Source organism: Shuttleworthella satelles DSM 14600 (assembly GCF_000160115.1).
In the GTDB taxonomy this organism is placed as follows: domain Bacteria; phylum Bacillota; class Clostridia; order Lachnospirales; family Lachnospiraceae; genus Shuttleworthia; species Shuttleworthia satelles.
The window spans coordinates 692,519-712,357 of the sequence record NZ_GG665866.1; the positions used below are offsets into that span (position 1 = coordinate 692,519).

The following is a 19,839-nucleotide window of genomic DNA, read 5'->3' on the forward strand; positions in this document are numbered from 1 at the left end:
ATTTTTCTGTCAGCAGCGAACTCCGTCCTTATAGACGGCTTTCAGACGCAGGTCCCGGTCCATAAGCAGTAAGTCCGCCCGCATCCCCGGGCCAATGGAGCCGATCTGATCTGCGAGCCCCATTTCCCTGGCCGGATTAAAGGTCGCGGCCCGAACTGCCGTCTCTAAGGGCAGGCCCATTTCTCCAACGGCTGTGCGCATGCAGTCCGCCAGGTTGCTGACAGATCCGGCCAGGGCCCCGTCTGAGGCCAGGCGGGCATACTTTCCCTCCTTGACAACCTCAAGACCTCCCAGCGTATAAGTCCCGTCCGGCATACCGGTTGCCCGCATGGAATCAGAGATCAGAATCATCCGCTCCTCTCCCATCATGCGAAAGGTCGCTCTGACGACAGAGGGGTGAATGTGCACCCCGTCGCTTATCAGCTCCGCGCCGACCCAGGGGGAATCACAGACCGCCCCCACGACGCCGGGAGCCCGATGACTGTAAGCCGGCATGGCGTTATAGAGGTGAACGGCGTGACTCGCCCCCAGGTCAAACGCCCGCTTGGCCGTGTCATAGTCCGCGTTGGTATGAGCCAGGGAAACCGCGACACGGTTCTTGACCTCTCTGATGAAATCCAGCTGATCCCGGTTCTCCTCCGGCGCGATTCCGACGAACCTGACCAGTCCCTCAGAAGCAGACAAAAAGCCCTCCAGGACCTCCATGGAGAAGGGGATGATCTTACTTCCATCCTGGGCCCCCTTCTTGGCCCTGCTGATGAATGGTCCCTCCATGTTGACCCCCACATAGGAGGCCTGGGGCCGATGTCTCTCCTCGGCGCAAGTGGGATTCTCTGCGCTCTCTCCTCGGCGGCTGAAGGGATCAGACTCTTTTTTCTGTTTTTTGGCATATGCCGCAATGTTTGCCAGAATGTGATTCAGATCGCTGACCGGCAAGGTCATGGTCGCCGGGCAGAGGGAAGTCACTCCGACCGAGAGTTCATACTCTGCAATCGCGGCCAGGGCCTCCTCCGAGGCGTCGCAGACGTCCGCCCCGACCGCTCCGTGGAAGTGCAGGTCAATCAGCCCCGGAATCAGGTAGGCTCCCTCTCCGTCAATGATCTCATAATTTGCATGATTTCTGTCTTTTTTTATTTCGTGTGCAGGTTTTGATTCATTTATCCCGCTCCCACCCTGTCTTTCCGCCAATGTGACAGAGCGGATGGTCCCTCCTTCCACCCTGACACTGCCCGGATGAAAGAGAAAATCCCTCCCATAGACCAACACGTTTCTGATTTCCATCGGCGCCTCTTTTCCTGTCCGCCCTTCTTATTGCACAAGGACTAAAATATCCCTCTTCGAGGATTCCTCTGCCATAAACAGTGAAAGGCACTCTCCGCAAATGCTCCATTAAAACCAATCAACCCGGATCTCCCCCGCGCCGATTCTCCCGCATGGATCTGAAGTGGTAATATGCCCCCAGCATCCCGGCCCGGTTTCCCATGGCCGCCATGGCAAGCCTGGTCTTTTTCGCAATCTCCGGCTCAAGATAATGGTCTAAGGCCCCCCGCAGCCTGGGGTAGAGATAGTCCTCCTGCTTCATAATTCCGCCGCCCAGAACCAGGCACTCCGGGTTGAGGATATAGGCCAGATTGGCCATGCCCCTTCCCAGAAGATCCACCATCCGGTCGATCTCCCTGATACAGATCTGATCCCCCTCTTCCGCGGCGGTAAAGATTCGAAGACCATCCCAGTCCTCCGCCTTCTCTCCCCTGGCCTCAGCAACTCTTTGGCACAGAGCCGAAGTCGAGGCCATCTCCTCAAAGCGGCCCGGTCCGCCAAGATCCATATAGCCCACTGCGCAGGCCGCATTGCCGAAGCCACGGTAAATGCCTCCGCAGTCCTCATTCCTCAGATAGAGGGCTCCGCCGATCCCGGTTCCGACAGTCAGAGTCAGGACACTTCGACAGCCCCGGCCGGATCCGGCCAAAGCCTCCGCCAGGCAGGCGCAATTGACATCATTTTCCACCTCGACCGGCAGATGATAGGCCTGGCCCAGGATCTGCTTCCAGCAGGTCCCCCGGTAGTCTGGAATCGTCGGCCCCGAGTGAAAAACGCTGCCGCTGATCGGATCCACCATTCCGGCCGTAGAGATACAGATCCCGGCACAGACTCTTTTCGTTTCACCCCGATCAGGTATACTTGTTTTATCCCGATCGGGTGTGGTCTTATAAATCTGTCCTGTCTCCTTCAGGTAAGCGTCCAGGATCTCCCGGACATTTGTCACAAGCTGGGGTCCGCCTCGATCAGCCTGACTCGGCCTCTCATGAGCTTCCAGAATTTCTCCTTCCTCAGAGACCAGCCCATATTTGATCGCTGTTCCGCCGATATCAATACAGATATATTTCCCCATAATCCTCCGCATGCAAGCTGCATATTTTTCAAAAATGAGGCGCCTTCCTCAGTCGAGAGCATGTTTAAACCATGCGCGTAAGACTCCTTACAGACCGTACCTGGCTACCGCCTCCTCGATTCTGGCCGCCGTCTTTTTGGCCAGCTCCCTGTCCTCCCCGGTCAGTGGGGCAAGAGGTCTTCTGACGGATCCCAGATCAATCCCCTCCTTAATCCGAAGGACTTCCTTGATCATGGCGTACATATTGCCTCGGCCGGCGCAGAGCTCTTCAATGATCCCGTTGACCACATTCTGAATTTCCACGGCCAAAGAGAGATTGCCGGTTCGCAGGCAGTCGTTCATGGCGATGAAGAGCTCCGGCATAGCTCCGTAAGTGCCCCCGATTCCGGCATCCGCCCCAATAACGCGGCCGGCGATAAACTGCTCGTCAGGCCCGTTGAAGACCACATGATCTCCCTTTCCGCAGGTCTTAAAGATCTGTATATCATAGGGGGCCATCGACGAGTTCTTCACCCCGATCACCCTGGGATTTTCAAGCATTTTCAGATAAAGATCCCTGGACAGGGCCACGCCGGCCAGCTGGGGAATATTATAGATGATGAAATCCGTGTGGGGCGCGGCGGAGCTGATATCGTTCCAGTAGTCCGCGATGGCCTCCTCCGGCAGATGGAAGTAGATGGGCGGAATCGACGCGATGGCGTCTACGCCCAGACTCTCGGCATGACGGGCGAGCTCCATGGAGTCCGCGGTGTTATTGCAGGCCACATGATTGATAATCGTAAGCCTGCCGTCCGCCTGGTCTACAACCGTCTCTATGATCCGCTTGCGTTCCTCTACCGTCAGGTAAATGCACTCTCCGGACGAACCGTTGACATAGAGTCCATTGACCCCCCTGTCGATGTAGTAGTCCACCATCTGACGGACGGCGGACCTGTTGATTTTGCCCTCCCCGTCATAGCAGGCGTAAAAGGCAGGAATCACTCCTGTGTACTTATCCAGCTTAGCCATTTGTCCCTTCTTTCCTCGGAAGAAAAAGCCGGGCAAAGCCCGACTTTTGCCTCTTAACGCTCTTATCTTATCCCTTCACGGCTCCCATTGCGATCCCCTGGGTGAAATATTTCTGGAAGGCCAAAAAGATCATCAGAATCGGAGCTGCCGCCAGTGTCGCGCCCGCCATAATCAGGCCGAAGTCGGTCGAGTTCTCCGCCTGCAGCTTGGCGATCCCCAGAGAGATGGTCAAATGCTTAGTGGAGCTGAGCATGATCAGTTGCATAAAGTAGTCATTCCAGTTATTGATGAAGGTGAAAATGGCCAGGGCCCCAATTCCCGGCTTGACCATGGGAACGACTATGGAATTGAAGGTCTTGAGCTCACTGGCGCCGTCAATTCTGGCCGCCTCGATCAATTCCCCGGGAATCCCCTCGGAGAACTGCTTCATGAGAAAGACCCCAAAGGGCCAGCCCACTGTCGGAAAAATCACAGCCCAGATGCTGTCATAGAGATTCAAAGTGGACATTTCCCTAATCAGGGGAATCAGAATCACCTGCTTGGGCAGGGCCATGGCGCAGACAATCAAGGAGAAGAGCAGAACTCGTCCGAAAAAGCGCTTCTTGGCCAGGACATAGCCGGCCATGGTCGCCGTAATGCAGGTCAGCACCATTGCCATGACAGACATGAAGACCGTGTTTAACATCCAGCGAATGGAAGCGGGAACCACCGGACCGGAGGATAAGATCAAAGGGCCGCCGTCCTCGGTGAAATTGCTGCCGAAGGGGAGGGCAATCTCCCAGAGGGGGGCTTTCTGGCTCCCCATCAGGGTTCTGAAATTATCTAAAACCCACTTGCCGGGCCACCACTCGGGGGAGGGGGCGTTGATGGAGGCGGCGGTCTTAAATGCCCCGGTCACAATCCAGTAGAGAGGGAAGGTAAAGAGAATGGCCAGAATGACCAGCAGGATGACCCCGATCAGGTAATAGGGTGTGATTTTCTTCTTGATCATATGACACCTTACCTTTCTCTGGTGACCCTGAACTGTACTGCCGACAGAACCGCAATGATAATGGCCAGGACAACGCCCATGGCATTGGCATAGCCATAGTCATAGAGCTTGAAGGCCGTGTAGTAGATGTAATACATGACCGTGTCCGTGCTGTGATTTGGCCCGCCAGAAGTCAGAAGCTGGATCAGGGCGAAGCACTGAAAGCTGTTGATCATGGTAATAACCAGAATATAGAGGGTCGTCGGCATAATGGCCGGCCACTTGATCTTCCAGAAGAGCTGAAAATTCGTGGCTCCATCCACCTTGGCGGCCTCGACGACCGAATCGTCCACATTGCCCAGGGCAGATACATATAGGACGATCGGCTGGCCGACGGAGGTTGTCAGAAGGATGAGAATGATGCAGGCCAGCGCGAAGCGCTCATCTCCCAGCCAGTTGATATTCTCGTGGATAATCCCCGTGCTCTTCCCCAGGTAATTGAAGATGCCGTAGTAGTTGTTGAACATCCACTTCCAGACCACGGTGACCGCTACGGAGCCGGTGACGACCGGCAGGTAGAAGATGACGCGGAAGGAGGACAGCACCGGCCCCCTCATCTTATAGATCAGCGACGATACCCAGAGGGAGAAGACGCAGACGACGGGCACAGATACCACAACAATGATGAAGGTATTTGCCAGAGCCTTCCGGAAAATGGGATCCGCAAAGAGATTTTGATAATTCTTCAGCCCGACAAAGACATCCTGCGTATCTGCCCCCATGGTGGAATCAAAGAAACTGGTAAAGACGCACAAGACCATGGGAAGGACAACGAAGCCGAGAAAAAATACCAGGCTTGGCAGTAAAAACAGATAGGCCGACCTGGTCTCCCGGATCACAAGTGCCCGCTCCCTCAGCGCAGCATTTGTTGTTCTACTCAAACTTTCCCTCACTCTCTAAGAATCAGACACGCGTTTTGTTGGCATCTGACTTTCAAAAAAGAGGCGCCCGGCCCTGTCCGGGCGGGCACCTCTCATCCATCTTCCTGTAAATAATCCTGAAATTCCCTCTTATTATTTCTTGGCAGCCGCCGCGTTGGCATTGGTATCGAAGGTCTTGACCTCATTGGCGATATCTCCGCCGGCGCCGACTCTCTGCAGCATGTTCCACCACTCGGTGCGGGCAGTCGCCCAGCCCGGAACCACCTGATAGTAGTCGCCCATAGAAGGCATGAACTTTTCGGTGAACATCTTCATCACCTTCTCATTTGCCTGTCCCGTGTAGACATCCCCAAGGTCCTTATGTGCGGGGAAGAAACCGGACTCGAGAACGGACTTCTTGGTCTGGGTCTGGTCATTGGCCATGAAATCAATGAACTTCTTGGCCGCCTCAATCTTTGACTGAGAGCCGTTGTTGAATATTCCAAAGCCCCAGATGCCGCCGCAGAGCTCCGCCTTGCCGTCACTGGAGGGGAACTGCATGGGGATGATCTCATCTCCATTATTGGTCTTGCCCGCCTCGCCGTTCTTGGAATCATTCTGCTGCGATGCGTTCCAGCAATTGGAAATCGCCAGCGTTCCGTTCCTGAAGAGCGTGATCTCATCTCCGCCGGCGATGGAGGGATCGAACTTAACCCCCTTGGTATCCTTCAATGCCTGCAAAGCCTTGATGTTAGCCTCTGAGTTCACCGTATACTGGGTGTGCTCCGTATTGGTAAAACGGCCTTTGTAGAGGTTGTTCACCAGCGCGCGGGTCCCCTGGTCGCCGCCCTGGCCGGAGCAGTAGACCGCTGTGACGTCGGCTCCCTGACCGGATTCTGCCAGGGCCTTGACTGCCTTTAAGTAGTTCTCGGTCGTCCAGGTGTGATTCTCCAGATCCAGATACTGAAGCGCGTTGGCCTTCTCGAATTTGGCCTTATTGATCGCCATGCAATGGGCAACCATGCAGAGCGGATACTCATAGTATTTCCCGTCGGAGCTCTTGCAGGCAGCCGTGATATTGGGATAGAAATCCTTGGCCGCGTCCTTGGCGAACATATCGGCCAGATCAACCATCAATCCCTTAGCCCCCCAGTTGGCAACCAGTCGCTCCGGTCCTTCCATGATCAGATCGGGGGCCTTCTTGCCCTCAATCGCGGTGTTGACCTGATCGTCGCCGGTCTTGTAGTCCAGATACTGAACCGTCACCTTGATATCCGGATACTTCTCGTTGAAGCTGGCAATCAGCTTGTCAACCGTCTCCGACTTGCCCCAGTTGCCGATGGGATAGGTCCACAGGGTAATGGACTCTTTGCCATCGGTCTTGCCGCTGTCTGTCGAAGCGCTCTTCTTGCCCTGGCCGCAGCCGGCGAGAGCGCCGACAAGCATTGTCGCTGCCAAACCTGTTGCTAGAACTCTCTTAAATCTCATATAAAACCCCTCCTAAAATGTACGATCCCGGAGATTTTCTCTCCTTACTGTGGATCCCTACTCCAGCGCCCGGGCGAATGCCCTGGTGATCAGCTGCGGTCTTGTAATAATGGAGCCTACCACAACGGCAAATGCTCCCAGATCAATCACTCTTCTCGCCTTCTCCGGCGTGTTGATATTTCCCTCGGCAATCACCCGATGCCTGGCTTTGTCGATGATCGCCCTCAGGATATCGAAATCATTGGCCTCTATCTTATCTCCCCGGCTCTGGGGCGTATAGCCCACCATGGTTGTCCCGATAAAGTCAAATCCGAGCGCGTCGGCATGCATGGCTTCCTCAACAGTGGAGCAGTCCGCCATCCACAGCTGACCCGGATAGTCCCGTTTTAGCTCAGTAAAGAAGTCATCCAGGCTCCTGCCGTCCGGTCGCAGAGCGCCGGTCGCGTCCAGAGCAATAATATCAGGCTTCACTTCCATTAATTCCTCCACCTCTTTCATGGTAGGAGTAATGTAGACCTGGCAATCCGGATAATCCCGCTTGACAATGCCGATCACAGGCAGATCGACCGTAGACTGAATCTCTCTGATATCCTCCGCCGTATTGGCCCGGATCCCGGCCGCACCGCCTTCCTGCGCCGCGGCTGCCATGCGTCCCATAATGAAAGAGGAATGAAGCGGTTCATTCTCCAGAGCCTGACATGAGACAATGAGCTTACCCTTGAGTGCTTCCACTCGATTTCTCATCTGCTTCCCCTTTCCCTTCTGATAGAGAGATCATATCACGATATAAATGTATTTTCAATATATATTTTCTTTTTGAAAATTTTTTCTTTCATTTTTGTTTATAAAAGACCTCCGGCAGGCCGCAGGAAAAATCACAATCTGCCTTCCATCCGGCAGAGACGCAGGGCAGCCCGATCCGCAATCAGGACAACATCCCTGTGCAGCTGGAGAATCGAGGCCGGCAGCTGGGGTGTCACCGGGCCGAAGAATGCGTCCCTGACCGCTCGGGCCTTATCCTCTCCGCTGACAATCACCAGAATCTTTTTGGCCCGCAAAATGCTTCCGACCCCCATCGTAATTGCCCGCCTGGGCACATCCTCTCTGCGGGCAAAGAGGCGGGCATTGGCATTGATCGTGCTCTCCGTCAGCTCAACCACGTGCGTCCCGTTCTCAAAGGCATCCCCCGGCTCATTGAAACCGATATGCCCATTGTGGCCCAGCCCGAGAAGCTGCAGGTCAACCCCTCCCAGGTCCTGAACCAGGCGATCGTAGTCCCTGCACTCTCTGTCTATATCCTCCGCCATCCCGTTGGGCACGTGCGTATGATTGACGTCGATATTGACCTTGTCAAAGAGGTGCTCGTTCATGAAGAAACGGTAGCTGGCGGGGGAGCTGCCGTCCAGCCCCAGATATTCGTCCAGATTTACCGTCTTTACTTCCGAGAAATCAATATCTCCCTTTCGATGCCACTCCACCAGCTGCCGATAGGTCCCGATCGGGGATGATCCCGTGGCCAGACCCAAAACCGCGTCCGGCTTTAAGATCACCTGCGCCGAAATCAGATTGGCCGCCTGCCGGCTCATCTGTCCTTCATCTTCTGCCTGATAGATTCTTACCATAGCTCCCCCTCTTCTTAAAACTCTCATCTTGTCCTGTTTCATCATCTCCGAACACGCGCGGGTATTCCCCCCTCTCTCGCCCGGCCGGTCTAATAGAGCTTATTTACCACAGCATTTGCTGTCTTTTGACGATTTTCCCTGGCCTTCTTACCGTTCGCCTTAAAATAACACTGATAGAGAATGTCAATGATATGCAGCTGGCTTAATTTGGCCCCCATGGATCCCCCTTCCAGAGGCCCTTCCTTGGAGCCGCAGATCAAGACGCAGTCTGAGAACTCGGTCAGAGGGGACTTGAGGAAGCGGGTGATGGAAATAACCTTGGCCCCCGCCTCTTTTGCGATCTGTGCCACCTCGACAGTATCCTTGGTCGATCCGGAATAGGACACCACAAAGAGCAAGTCCTCTTCTGTCATCATAGAGGCCGCCATGGCCTGCAGGTGGGTATCCCCTGCGCACATCACCTTGGGCGTGACATGCAGGAACTTGTTGTTGGCCTCAATGGCCGCCGTCTTACTGTCGCCTACCCCGAAGAACATGATCTGTCTGGCCTCGGTCAACATTCTGACCGCCTGATCCACCTTCTCCTTATCTAGAAGCTGGTTGGTCTCGTTAATGGCCTCCAGATGGCTCTTCAATACCTGCTGGAAGATCGGCTCCTTGCCATCCTCTTCTTCGCTTTCCTCCTCGCCCTTCTCATGTCCCATATTGATCGAGAGCCACATCTTAAACTCCTGGTAGCCCTTTGCCCCGATGGTACGGCAGAAGCGGTGCACCGAGGCGTCCGCCACATGGCACTCCTCCGCCAGCTCCGTAATCGACATGAAAAGAACCTTCTGGGCGTTTTTCTGCACATAGTCGGCAATCTTCTTCTCGGTTCTGGTCAATTGGTTATAAGAGAGCTGCATAGACAGCAACACATTCGGAATTGCCATAAAATCCTCCTAATCGCTTGTCCTATTGCCTTTTTTCTGTTCTTTATTTCAACTTCCTGTTTTTGTTTGAACTTCCTGTCCCAACTGATTATAGGTTGGCCGAAATTTATTTTCAACATTATTTTCATGTCTTCACATAAACTGTCTATAATTTTCAGTCATCTCTGATCATGGGCTTTTCGCAGCTCGCCTGCAGCGCTGTATCCCGGATCCTGATGGCAATGAATTAGTAACTGAAAACAAGCTTGGCGCTCAGGGGTTTATTTGTTATGCCATAAAAGATGCTGACATACCATGGAACACCTAAATCCGCCCAAACACAGTATTATGGGCGGGCTCCCAAAGGATCCCGCCCCAATATTTGACATAGAGCCATTCTTTTGACGATAAAAGACAGAAAAAACCAGCCCTTTGATCCGCAGCTGTATCTGCCGATCAAAGAGCCGGTCTTCTCTGTCAAAGTCTCTCCCCAGATTCGATTTCTGCCTCTTTCGCCAAGTGAATCAACGCAATTGTATTCCTGCCCTTTCGCCAAGTAACTCAACTCAATTGAATTCCAGTCTCTTTCTCCGAGCGAATCAACGCAATTGAATCCCTGTCATCTCCTATGCGGGGATCAGCTGACGGTAGAGATCAAGGTAGGCCTGACTGGCGGTATCCCATGAGAAATCCCTGGTCATGGCATTCTGCTGAAGATCCCTCCATCCTTCTCTGTCATTGTGATAGACATCAAGGGCCCTCTCAATGGTCTTGACCATCCAGTAGCCGGAGAATTCCCGGAAGGAGAAGCCTGTGCCCTCATGGGTCACGACATTGTACGGCGTAACCGTATCCTTAAGCCCGCCGACCTCACTGACGATCGGAAGTGTCCCGTAACGCATGGACATCATCTGCGACAGGCCGCAGGGCTCAAAGGCAGACGGCATGAGGAAGAGGTCACAGCCCGCGTAGATCTGTTGGGCAAGTTCCAGGTTGAAGGTGATATGGGCCGATACCTTATCCCTAAAGGTCTGGCCGAACCACCAGAAATCATGCTCGTAGGCAGGGTATCCGGTCCCCAGGACAACCATCTGCAGGTCATGTCGCAGGAGGTTGTTCAATTCACTGACCACCAGACCGAATCCCTTCTGGTCTGTCAATCTGGATACAATCCCGATCAAGGGCACATCCGAGCGGACCGGAAGACCCACACGCCTCTGGAGTTCCTCCTTGTCAAGGGCTTTGCCGGACAGGTCCTTCGCCGAGAAATGATGGGGGATGAGCGGGTCCGTCTCCGGGTTAAAGAGATCGGTGTCTATCCCGTTGACAAGGCCGGATAGCTTGCCGGACTCCATCCGCATGATCTGGTCAAGCCCCTTGCCGAATTCCGGCCTCTGGATCTCCTGCGCGTAGGAGGGGGACACCGTCGTCACCCGGTCGGCATAGAGAACGCCTGCCTTCATCCAGTTCAGGCAGTTGTTCCAGCGGAGGATTCCGTCTGCATAGCGGCGATAGCCCACGCCGAAGAGCTCCCCTAACATACTGCTGTCAAACTGGCCCTGGAATTCGATGTTATGAATGGTAAAGACCGTCCGGATTCCCTGATAGGCCTGAATCCAGTGATACTTCTCCTTGAGCAGGAAGGGGATCATGGCCGTGTGATAGTCGTGGACATGAAGCACATCCGGAATGAAATCGATCCGCTCCATGAGCTCGATGGCCGCCAGCTGGAAGAAGGCAAAGCGCTCGCCGTCATCTCCCTCTCCGTAGACCCTGCCCCGGAAGAAATACTGCTGATTGTCCAGGAAATAGAAGGTGACCCCATCCCGGATCAGCTTTCTGATCCCGACATACTGATGGCGCCAGCCCACATCGGTATAGTAGTATCCCTCATAGGAGACCTGATCGCCGAACCCGGCATCCACCAGGTCATAATAGGGAAGAACGACAATGACCTCATTCCCCTTTTTCGCCAGAGCCTTGGGAAGGGCTCCAATCACATCCCCCAGGCCACCCGTCTTGGCAAAAGGTGCCCCTTCCGCCGCTGCAAACATAATTTTCATTGAATAATATCTCCTGTGATCTCCTGTCCCTTGCCGATGACCAATAGGTTATCAGCGCTGCCGCGAAGCGTCACTCCCTCGGGGATCTGCACATTCTTATCGATAATCGCGTACTCTACCGTGGCCATCTTATGAATTTGCACCTTCGGGGAGACTACGGACCATCTGACGCTCGCGCTCTCGTCGACCAGGCAGTTGCGTCCCACGACAGAGTGCTCGACCGCTCCTCTGATGATGGATCCAGAGGCAAACTGTGAATTCTTGATCCGTGAGTCCGCGTCGAAATAGGTCGCTTCCTCATTCTTGACCTTAGTGTAGATCTTCTGGTTCCCGTAGAAAAGAGCGTAGAACTTCTGCGGGTCAAGCATGTCCATATTGGCCTGGTAGTAGGCCTGAACCGAGTTGATATTGGCCAGATATCCCGAGTGCTCGAAGGCCAGTGCCCCCGCTTCTGCCAAAAGATCCCGAAGGACAAAGCAGATCTTTCTCATCTGTTCTTTCTTCGCTTCCTCCTCCAGCTTCTCGATCAGCCAGGGGGTATCAACCACGTAGATATCCGCATTCATGGGGGCAATCTCCGGGGCATCGGAAAGGCTGATCTTGCCCGCTACCGTATCCGTATCGTCAATTTGCAGGATCTCGTTCATCTCGGAGATCTGCGTCTTGGGCAGCCTCTTATAGACCACAGTCACCTTGCCGCCACTGGCATTGTGGACATGGATGACCTGCTCCAGATTGATATTGCAGAGAATATCAAAGGGCATATAGATGGTCTGGTCAGACCCCGATGTCTTCAGGTAAGTCAGGAGCTGACTGTAGTATTCCCTATCTGCCATCCGGCAGTCCTCCTGGTCCTCAAGAAAGGAAGGAAAATAATGGCTCAACAGGGTGTTCAGACCCCAGACCCGTCCGGACCTGACATGGTCGAAGACCGAGCGGACATTCTTCCCGCTGAAAATCGCATAGACGCTGCGAATCCCGGAATTGGCGATGCTTGACAGCTGAAAGTCGATCAGTCGGTACTTCCCGTCAAAGGGAAGCGTCGCCAGGGGTCTTTCCTTCGTCAGACCTCCCATATCCAGACAACCTGCTCCCACATTTCCTAAAATCGCTGTATATTTATCAATCTTCATCTGGCGCCCCCACTACTTCGTTATACCCGACAACTGCCACTTCCTCGCTGCCATCGATCACAACATTCTCACCAATGGTAGCGCCCTCGCCGACAATGGCCCGCGTCACATGGGCCCCGGCCTTAACGGTAGCTCCGCTCATGACGAAGCTGTCCTTGATCACCGCCCCTTCTTCCACCTTGACATTGGTTGACAGGATGGAATGTTCGATCTCGCCGGAGACGAAGCAGCCGTCGACGACAAGGGAATCGTTGACCGTCGCCTCGTCACTGATGAAGTTGGGCGGGGCAATGACATTCTTCGAGTAGATCTTCCAGGACCGGTCGCGGCTGTTCAAGGCATTGTCCACCTCAATGTACTCCATATTGGCCTCCCAGAGAGACTCGATGGTTCCGACGTCTTTCCAGTAGCCGTGGAAATGATAGGTGTATACCGGTTCGCCGTGTTCCAGATAGGCGGGAATAACATTTTTGCCGAAATCAGACATGTCCACTTCATTTTTCTCGGCATTGACAAGCATGGTCTTTAATTTCTGCCAGTCAAAAATGTAGATTCCCATGGAAGCGTGCCTTGACTTGGGATGCTTGGGCTTCTCCTCAAATTCGACAATCCGGTCATTAGCATCCGTGTTCATGATTCCAAAGCGGCTGGCCTCTTCCAGAGGCACATCGATGACCGCCACAGTCAGACTGGCATGCTTATCCTTGTGCTGTCTGAGCATGTCGTCATAGTCCATCTTGTAAATATGGTCGCCCGAGAGAATGAGGACATATTTGGGGTTGATGCTGTCGATGTAATCCATATTCTGGTATATGGCATGGCTGGTCCCCAGGAACCAGCGATTCCCCTCCTTGGCGGAATAGGGCTGGAGGATGGTTGCACCGGTATCAATTCCGTCCAGGCCCCAGGAAGATCCGTTTCCGATATGGCTGTTTAAGATCAGGGGCTGATACTGGGTGATCACACCGACATTCTTAATTCCGGAATTGGCGCAATTGGACAGGGCAAAGTCAATGATCCGATAGCGTCCCCCAAACTGTACCGCCGGTTTGGCGATGTTCTGCGTCAGTTTCCCCAGACGCGTCCCCTGCCCGCCGGCAAGAATTAAAGCCAACATTTCATTTTTCATGTAGATCCACCCCTTTTCTGATCACGGATACCATGATTGCTCTGTACTGATGTCTTTATTCTCTGTGAGTCTTCGGCTGCTTCACGCGGCGTTTCACCCTCCATACACTGGCGCCGAGCGCCGGCAGGGTGAAGCTGAGCGTGTTTGTATAGTCCTTCCAGCTCCCCTCCTGCGTCATAGTGTCAGGATTGTGCTCCTTCCACACACCGCCGAATTCCTCAAGCTCTGTATTGATGACCTCCTGATAGAGCCCGGCGACAGGAACCCCGATGGTGAAATTCTTTCGCTCCACCGGCGTCATATTGAAGACGCAGACCAAAAAATCTCCCTTATCCCCCTTGCGGATAAATGAGAGGACGCTCTCCGCCCGATTGTCCGCGTCGATCACCTCCAAACCATCGTAGGAATCATCGATCTGCCAGAGGGCCTTGTGCTCTTTGTAGAAGGCATTGAGACGACTGGTGAAATACTGCATCTGCCGGTTCATGCGGTCGTCCAGATTGCCCCATTCCAGTTGATAATCGTATTTCCATTCCAGGAACTGACCGAATTCAGAACCCATAAAGAGGAGCTTCTTCCCTGGATGGCAGATCTGGTAGGCGTACAGGTTTCGCAGTCCTGCGAATTGATTGTAGCGGTCTCCCCACATCTTATGCATCATGCTCTTCTTGCCATGAACCACCTCATCATGGGAAAACGGGAGGACGAAGTGTTCATTGAAGACATACATGAAGCTGAATGTCACCAGGTTGAAGTCGTACTGGCGGTAAATGGGATCCTCCTCATAGAACCTGAGAATATCGTTCATCCATCCCATGTCCCACTTGAAGTCAAAGCCCAGACCTCCCTCTTCAAAGGGCCTTGTAATCGGCGTAGCTGCCGTGGACTCCTCGGCGATCATCATAACATCCGGATGATAGAACTTAACGACCCCATTGAGCCGCCGCAGGAAGTTGTATCCCTCAATGTTGCGGTTGCCCCCCTCCTGATTCGGTGTCCAGGGTCCCTCGTCGTAGTCCAGGTAGAGCATATTAGAGACCGCGTCCACGCGAAGCCCGTCGATATGATATTCCTCCAGCCAGAATAGAGCACTTGAGAGCAAAAAGGACTGCACCTGATTCTTGCCCAGATCGAAATTCAAAGCGCCCCAGCGATAATTGTGGGCCCGGTGGTGATCCTGGTACTCAAAGGTCGGCGTCCCGTCGAAATAAGCCAGGGCGTCATCATTCTGCGTAAAATGTCCTGGCACCCAGTCCACGAGCACCCCGATATTATGCTGGTGACAGGCCTCGACAAAATCCTGAAAATCCTCCGGACTTCCATAGGTATGCTCCAGAGCAAAATAACCCATGAGCTGATATCCCCAGCTCATTCCCAGTGGGTGTGCCATGAGGGGCAAGAACTCCACGTGAGTGTAGTGCATCTTCTCCAGATAGGGGATCAGTTCCTCCTTCAACTCCCGAAACGTGTAGGGAGTCCCGTCTTCTCTAAGCTTCCAGGAAGACGCGTGTACCTCATAGATATTGACCGGACGCTTCTGAAATCCAAACCGCTTGCGCCGTCCCATCCAGGGACCATCCTTCCATTTCCTCTCTCTCTTCAGACGGACAATCGCGCCTGTCCCCGGCCTGGCTTCCAAATAGCTCGCAAAGGGATCCATCTTCTCAACGACCTGTCCTCCCTTTCTCTTCACCAGGTACTTATAGATCTGCCCCTCCCTGGGAAGATCGGAAGAAACCTCCCAGACCCCGATATGGTTCCTGACCATATCGATCGGATTCTGGAACCAGCCGGTAAAGTCTCCGATCAGCTGAACCTGCTCGGCGTGCGGAGCCCAGACGCGAAAAACGAACGCCCCCTCCCGGCTTTCATCCTGATGAAGCCCCAGGTAGTCCTGCAGGTGAAAATTCTCACCCAGCCCGAATGTGTACATTTCCTCTTCCAAACGCATACGATCACCTCACTTCTCGAATACGACCATGTAATCGTTAAATCTATTATATCACTTACTTGTGTTTATCTGAAAATTATTAATTTGCATTTACATTATTGAATTAACTTTCAGAAAGTGTCATAATAGTTAAATCAGCATTTTTTTAAGAACAATTTCCTGCCCCTCGCGTCGGCGAGGAAATCTAAAATAGCAGATGTTTGATAAGCCGGGAATGTGGAAATAATAGAGGAGATGCAGATAGATGACATTTCATGAATACGGGACACAGAATGAGAAGGTAATCGTGCTCATCCATCCCTCCGCGGTCATGTGGGACTATTTTTCTTATCTGATCCCCCTTCTCGAAAGGGACTTTCATCTGCTGATCCCTGCTCTGCCCGGATATGATGAGTCAAACCCGGATATGGACTACACGAGCGTGGAGGAGATCGCGTCGCAGATCGCCGGTTTTCTGTCCGCAAGAAACATAGATCACATCGATCTCTTATACGGATGTTCCATGGGGGGAAGCATTGTCATCCGCATGTTGGCGGATCGTCTCATCGCGATAGATAACGCGGTCATTGACGGGGGAATTACCCCCTATCAGCTCCCGCGGATCATTACCCGTCTCATTGCGGCCAGAGATTTTCTGATGGTGTCCATGGGAAAAATCGGCGGTCTGAAATTGCTGGAAAAGGTTTTCTCCACGGATGAATACAGCGCGGAGGATTTGAAATACATCGAGAAGACGCTTGGCTTTATGAGCTACCGGACGATCTGGCGGACCTTCGAGTCCTGCAACAATTACCGGATACCGGATCCTGTGCCGGAAATCCCCGGGCATATGGAATACTGGTATGGGGACAAGGAACAAAAAGACCGCAAATGGGACATCCGATATATCAGGAAAAACTTCCCCCAGGCCAGGTTGGTTCGGATGAAGAATTGCGGACACGCCAGCATGGCCTCCCTTCATCCGGAGAAAATGACGGCCCTGTTCCGGAAATTGCTCCAATAAGATACCCTTTTGGCATTTTCTGATAAGATACTCTTTGGCATTCTCTGATCGCGCAGGAAAGGGTCTGTGAAGAAATGAAAGCTCATTTCCTCACAGACCCTTTTCAATTGAAGTAAATCAGGAAATCTCAAGCGTCTTTTTACGGTTGTCAAAGCAATAGCGCTTTTTACTGGCGCCCAGGCTCTCCAGGGCCACAAGTCCGGATCCCCCCTGACTGCTCTTGATCCGCATCTGATTTCCAATCTCCTCGTAGCTCTTGCAGGAGAACTCCGGCGCTGTCTTCTTCAGGCGGATCAGATCCCTGACCGCCGCGATCAGGTCCGCCTTGCGCGTAATCCGGTTCCAGTCAATGGCATTAACCGCGTCCGGAGCATTATAACTGTTCCTGGCCCTGGCGTAATCGCTGTCCGTGTACTCCCCGTTCTGACCCGTCGCCACAAGCTTGGTCCGCTGAAACTCCTGCCCCAGCTGCATGAAACAGAGGCCCTGCATGAGCAGATTCAGGGCATTGGCCAGGTAGACCCGCTTTTCCAGCTCCTCCTCGGACTCCCCCGGGTGCAGGAGGGTCAAAAGATCGTTCAGATTGTAATTGTCATGTGCCTCGATGTAGTTCAAGACCTGGTTGGGAGCGACATAGGATACGAAGGCCAGGCTGCCGAGCAGGGCCTTGCCGATCCTGCCTTCCTCTGCCTGCCCCGAGACAAAGCCCCTCTTGATCTGGTCATAGACCTCAGCCCCCTTGACCGCGTCTCGCTCATCGTCATTAAAGAAGGCGATCCGGGGCATGAAGTGGGCATTGCCCTTGGTGGCCTTGTACTGGCCCGGCAAGCCGCGGCCCATATCCCAGCCCTCTCCATAGATGAGAATCCGTGGATCGATCCGATCCATGGCGGACCGTATGGCATTCATGGTATCGACATCGTGAAGTCCCATCAGGTCAAAGCGGAAGCCGTCAACCCCAAATTCCCCGGCCCAATAGCTGAGGGAATCGATCATGTACTTCCGGTACATCTCCTTCTCACTGGCCGTCTCATTGCCGCATCCCGACCCGTCCTGGAAGGAGCCGTCATAGTTCATGCGGTAGTAGTAATTCGGCACCGAAAGCTGGAAGGGAGATCGGAAGGAAGAATAGGTGTGGTTGTAGACCACGTCCATGATGACCCCGATCCCGGCCTCGTGATAGGCCTGTATCATCCGCTTCATCTCCAGAATCGGCGCCAGGGGATCCTTCTGATCCGCGGCGAACTGCCTGTCCGGCACATTGTAGTTCTCCGGGTCGTACCCCCAGTTATAATTGAGATTTCCGTCCGCGTCGTAGGTCTTGTGGTGGTCAAAAACAGGCTGCAGCTGAACATAGGAATAGCCCATCTGCCTGATATAGTCGAAGGCAGTCACGTCTCCACAGGCGTTTCGCGTACCCGGCTGACAGGCTCCCAGGAAAGTCCCTCTTAACCCGGCCTCCAGTCCAGAGCTGGCGGACTTGGTGAAATCCCTCAGATGAAGCTCCACAATCACCGCGGAACAGGGGTTGTTCACCCGCCAGACGGCATTTGCCCCATGCTCCACCTTGAAATTCTCCGGAACCAGGTCCTGGGGCGCCGCAATCAGGCTCCTCTGATTGTCCAGGGTCAGGGCAATACTGTATGGGTCTCTCGTCTCCTGGTAGAAATCGTCCTCGTGGTAGACCCGGTAGACATAGGATGCCCCCCTTAAATCCTCCTCGATCGTCAGAGACCAGACTCCTCGCGTATTCTTCCTGTGATCAGCGAAATGAACCCTCTTCCCACGCTTCATGTCATAGACACGGGCCCGCTCTTCTCCGGCGGCATATAAGACCAGTTCAACCCGGTGCGCCAGCGGAGACCAGAGGCGAAAACAGGTCTCAGACGGATTGTAACGGTATCCCAGCCAGCCCTGAAAGCCCCAGCGGCGATCAAAATCCTGAATGTGAACCGCCATATCAAAGGCCGTCTGATCCGGATTCTTCAGATGAGGACTGGTCAGGGCCGCCTGCTTGGAGTAATACACCTGTCCGTCTCCTTCCACCAGCCAGATCTCGTTGGGAGCATCCCCGACAAAGCGCCTGACCTTATAGTCATTCGTCTGTTTCGACCAGTCGTCCGTCTTGACCAGCAGATTCACCAGGGTCATAAAGCGGCTGGCGGGAAAGCTGATCTGTCCATAGAGACCGAAGTCGTCTCTACCGGAGAAAGAAGCGTCCTGCCCCCAGTATCCGTCCAGCCATTTCCACATGCTATAATGACGCCCATCTCCATCCTTGCTGTGGAAATGAACCATCAGTTGGTTATCCATTCTCTCTCTCTTTCAAACATTTTCTCAGTAACACTCCGCCCGGCAGAGATCCTTTCCTCAGCCCTTCATCTCTTCTGACTTCTTCACCGCAGCCAGAATGCCGTCCATGACGAGGCCGCGAAAACCGCCCTCTTCCAGGGCCTTGAGTCCGGCTATCGTCGTCCCGCCCGGAGAGGTCACCTGGTCCTTGAGCTGTCCCGGCACAAAGCCGGTCTCCAAGACCATTTTGGCGGATCCCAGAACTGCCTGCGCCGCGAAGGTGTAGGCCTGAGATCTGGGCAGGCCTGACGCGACCCCTGCATCGGCCATAGCCTCAATCAGCATATAGATATAGGCCGGGGAAGATCCGCTCAGGCCGGTCACCGCGTCCATCAGGTTCTCCGGAACCACCTCCGCCCTTCCCAGGGCCTCAAAGAGCCTGACGGCAAAGGCCATATTTTCTTTTGACAGTTCCCCATTTGGGGTCAGCGCCGACATGGCCTCCCCGACCATGGCCGGCGTATTGGGCATGACGCGAACCAGGCTGACCGGGCGTCCAAAAGCGCCCTCTAAGGTCTTCAGGCTCTTCCCGGCGACAATGCTGATGATCAGCGTGTCTTCTGCAAGCGCGTCACGGATCTGTAAAATGACCTCATCTAAGACCTTGGGCTTGACCGCCAGGACTAAAACCCGGCCGAAGGCCGCCGCCTGACAATTGTCCGCTGTTGTCTTCACGCCGAAGTCTGCCGCCATCCGGTCTCGGCTGGACTGGCTGGGGGCGGAGACCATGATCTGATTCCCCAGAAAGAGCCCCTGACTGATAATGCCTCGAATGATGGCGGAGGCCATATTGCCCGCCCCGATAAAAGCGATCCTTTTGTCTTCCATACTTCTCTCCGATTCCTCATCCCGCCTACGCCGCCGATTCTATCCCGCAAAGCTTATGATCTCTTAACT

General features: G+C 53.9%; 16 protein-coding genes. 1 reads left to right on the forward strand and 15 read right to left on the reverse strand.

Annotated features, from left to right (window positions below):
- Positions 1-9 precede the first annotated feature (9 nt).
- The 13 genes from nagA to glgB form a co-directional block, all read right to left on the reverse strand.
- Positions 10-1,281, reverse strand: a complete 1,272-nt coding sequence (nagA, locus tag GCWU000342_RS03100) for an N-acetylglucosamine-6-phosphate deacetylase (RefSeq protein ID WP_006905789.1) — start codon at positions 1,279-1,281, stop codon at positions 10-12.
- 118 nt (positions 1,282-1,399) lie between these two features.
- Positions 1,400-2,392 carry an ROK family protein gene (locus tag GCWU000342_RS03105; RefSeq protein ID WP_045000221.1) on the reverse strand — a complete coding sequence of 331 codons (993 nt, stop codon included), beginning with the start codon at positions 2,390-2,392 and terminating at the stop codon, positions 1,400-1,402.
- Between the two features lie 87 nt (positions 2,393-2,479).
- The gene (locus GCWU000342_RS03110) at positions 2,480-3,400 is read right to left on the reverse strand and encodes a dihydrodipicolinate synthase family protein (RefSeq protein WP_006905791.1); all 921 of its coding nucleotides are present in this window, start codon (positions 3,398-3,400) and stop codon (positions 2,480-2,482) included.
- Positions 3,401-3,467: 67 nt separating this feature from the next.
- A complete protein-coding gene (locus tag GCWU000342_RS03115) occupies positions 3,468-4,391 on the reverse strand; it encodes a carbohydrate ABC transporter permease (protein WP_006905792.1) in 924 nt (307 codons plus the stop codon).
- A gap of 8 nt (positions 4,392-4,399) precedes the next feature.
- On the reverse strand, positions 4,400-5,311 hold the full coding sequence (locus tag GCWU000342_RS03120) for a carbohydrate ABC transporter permease (protein WP_044959352.1): 912 nt from the start codon (positions 5,309-5,311) through the stop codon (positions 4,400-4,402).
- Positions 5,312-5,443: 132 nt separating this feature from the next.
- Positions 5,444-6,778, reverse strand: coding sequence for an ABC transporter substrate-binding protein (locus GCWU000342_RS03125; RefSeq protein ID WP_006905795.1), 1,335 nt, complete (start codon positions 6,776-6,778; stop codon positions 5,444-5,446).
- A gap of 57 nt (positions 6,779-6,835) precedes the next feature.
- The gene (locus GCWU000342_RS03130) at positions 6,836-7,522 is read right to left on the reverse strand and encodes an N-acetylmannosamine-6-phosphate 2-epimerase (RefSeq protein ID WP_006905796.1); all 687 of its coding nucleotides are present in this window, start codon (positions 7,520-7,522) and stop codon (positions 6,836-6,838) included.
- A gap of 131 nt (positions 7,523-7,653) precedes the next feature.
- Positions 7,654-8,400: a glucosamine-6-phosphate deaminase gene (gene nagB / locus GCWU000342_RS03135; protein ID WP_045000223.1), complete on the reverse strand. Its 747-nt coding sequence runs from the start codon at positions 8,398-8,400 to the stop codon at positions 7,654-7,656.
- Between the two features lie 89 nt (positions 8,401-8,489).
- Positions 8,490-9,332, reverse strand: coding sequence for a MurR/RpiR family transcriptional regulator (locus GCWU000342_RS03140; RefSeq protein ID WP_006905799.1), 843 nt, complete (start codon positions 9,330-9,332; stop codon positions 8,490-8,492).
- A 605-nt stretch (positions 9,333-9,937) separates the two neighbouring features.
- Positions 9,938-11,374 (reverse strand): glycogen synthase GlgA, encoded by a 1,437-nt coding sequence (gene glgA / locus GCWU000342_RS03145; protein WP_006905802.1) that lies wholly within the window; start codon positions 11,372-11,374, stop codon positions 9,938-9,940.
- Positions 11,371-12,507 (reverse strand): glucose-1-phosphate adenylyltransferase subunit GlgD, encoded by a 1,137-nt coding sequence (glgD, locus tag GCWU000342_RS03150; protein WP_006905803.1) that lies wholly within the window; start codon positions 12,505-12,507, stop codon positions 11,371-11,373. The genes glgA and glgD overlap by 4 nt, the downstream gene beginning before the upstream one ends.
- Positions 12,497-13,624 (reverse strand): glucose-1-phosphate adenylyltransferase, encoded by a 1,128-nt coding sequence (locus tag GCWU000342_RS03155; protein ID WP_242649967.1) that lies wholly within the window; start codon positions 13,622-13,624, stop codon positions 12,497-12,499. The genes glgD and GCWU000342_RS03155 overlap by 11 nt, the downstream gene beginning before the upstream one ends.
- Positions 13,625-13,691: 67 nt before the next feature.
- A complete protein-coding gene (gene glgB, locus GCWU000342_RS03160) occupies positions 13,692-15,587 on the reverse strand; it encodes a 1,4-alpha-glucan branching protein GlgB (RefSeq protein WP_006905805.1) in 1,896 nt (631 codons plus the stop codon).
- 244 nt (positions 15,588-15,831) lie between these two features.
- Here glgB and GCWU000342_RS03165 point away from each other — a divergent pair, with 244 nt between their 5' ends.
- The gene (locus tag GCWU000342_RS03165) at positions 15,832-16,590 is read left to right on the forward strand and encodes an alpha/beta fold hydrolase (protein WP_006905807.1); all 759 of its coding nucleotides are present in this window, start codon (positions 15,832-15,834) and stop codon (positions 16,588-16,590) included.
- Positions 16,591-16,707: 117 nt separating this feature from the next.
- Here GCWU000342_RS03165 and pulA read toward each other — a convergent pair whose 3' ends face one another.
- A complete protein-coding gene (pulA, locus tag GCWU000342_RS03170; RefSeq protein WP_006905808.1) occupies positions 16,708-18,903 on the reverse strand; it encodes a type I pullulanase in 2,196 nt (731 codons plus the stop codon).
- 57 nt (positions 18,904-18,960) lie between these two features.
- Complete coding sequence (gene proC, locus GCWU000342_RS03175; RefSeq protein WP_006905809.1) at positions 18,961-19,770, reverse strand: pyrroline-5-carboxylate reductase; 810 nt, start codon at positions 19,768-19,770, stop codon at positions 18,961-18,963.
- Positions 19,771-19,839 lie beyond the last annotated feature (69 nt).

Coding starts and splice junctions, on each gene's coding strand:
- nagA (WP_006905789.1), bottom strand. CDS start 1,281: ATGGAAATCAGAAACGTGTTGGTCTATGGGAGGGATTTTCTCTTTCAT.
- GCWU000342_RS03105 (WP_045000221.1), bottom strand. CDS start 2,392: ATGGGGAAATATATCTGTATTGATATCGGCGGAACAGCGATCAAATAT.
- GCWU000342_RS03110 (WP_006905791.1), bottom strand. CDS start 3,400: ATGGCTAAGCTGGATAAGTACACAGGAGTGATTCCTGCCTTTTACGCC.
- GCWU000342_RS03115 (WP_006905792.1), bottom strand. CDS start 4,391: ATGATCAAGAAGAAAATCACACCCTATTACCTGATCGGGGTCATCCTG.
- GCWU000342_RS03125 (WP_006905795.1), bottom strand. CDS start 6,778: ATGAGATTTAAGAGAGTTCTAGCAACAGGTTTGGCAGCGACAATGCTT.
- GCWU000342_RS03130 (WP_006905796.1), bottom strand. CDS start 7,522: ATGAGAAATCGAGTGGAAGCACTCAAGGGTAAGCTCATTGTCTCATGT.
- nagB (WP_045000223.1), bottom strand. CDS start 8,400: ATGGTAAGAATCTATCAGGCAGAAGATGAAGGACAGATGAGCCGGCAG.
- GCWU000342_RS03140 (WP_006905799.1), bottom strand. CDS start 9,332: ATGGCAATTCCGAATGTGTTGCTGTCTATGCAGCTCTCTTATAACCAA.
- glgA (WP_006905802.1), bottom strand. CDS start 11,374: ATGAAAATTATGTTTGCAGCGGCGGAAGGGGCACCTTTTGCCAAGACG.
- glgD (WP_006905803.1), bottom strand. CDS start 12,507: ATGAAGATTGATAAATATACAGCGATTTTAGGAAATGTGGGAGCAGGT.
- GCWU000342_RS03155 (WP_242649967.1), bottom strand. CDS start 13,624: ATGTTGGCTTTAATTCTTGCCGGCGGGCAGGGGACGCGTCTGGGGAAA.
- glgB (WP_006905805.1), bottom strand. CDS start 15,587: ATGCGTTTGGAAGAGGAAATGTACACATTCGGGCTGGGTGAGAATTTT.
- GCWU000342_RS03165 (WP_006905807.1), top strand. CDS start 15,832: ATGACATTTCATGAATACGGGACACAGAATGAGAAGGTAATCGTGCTC.
- pulA (WP_006905808.1), bottom strand. CDS start 18,903: ATGGATAACCAACTGATGGTTCATTTCCACAGCAAGGATGGAGATGGG.
- proC (WP_006905809.1), bottom strand. CDS start 19,770: ATGGAAGACAAAAGGATCGCTTTTATCGGGGCGGGCAATATGGCCTCC.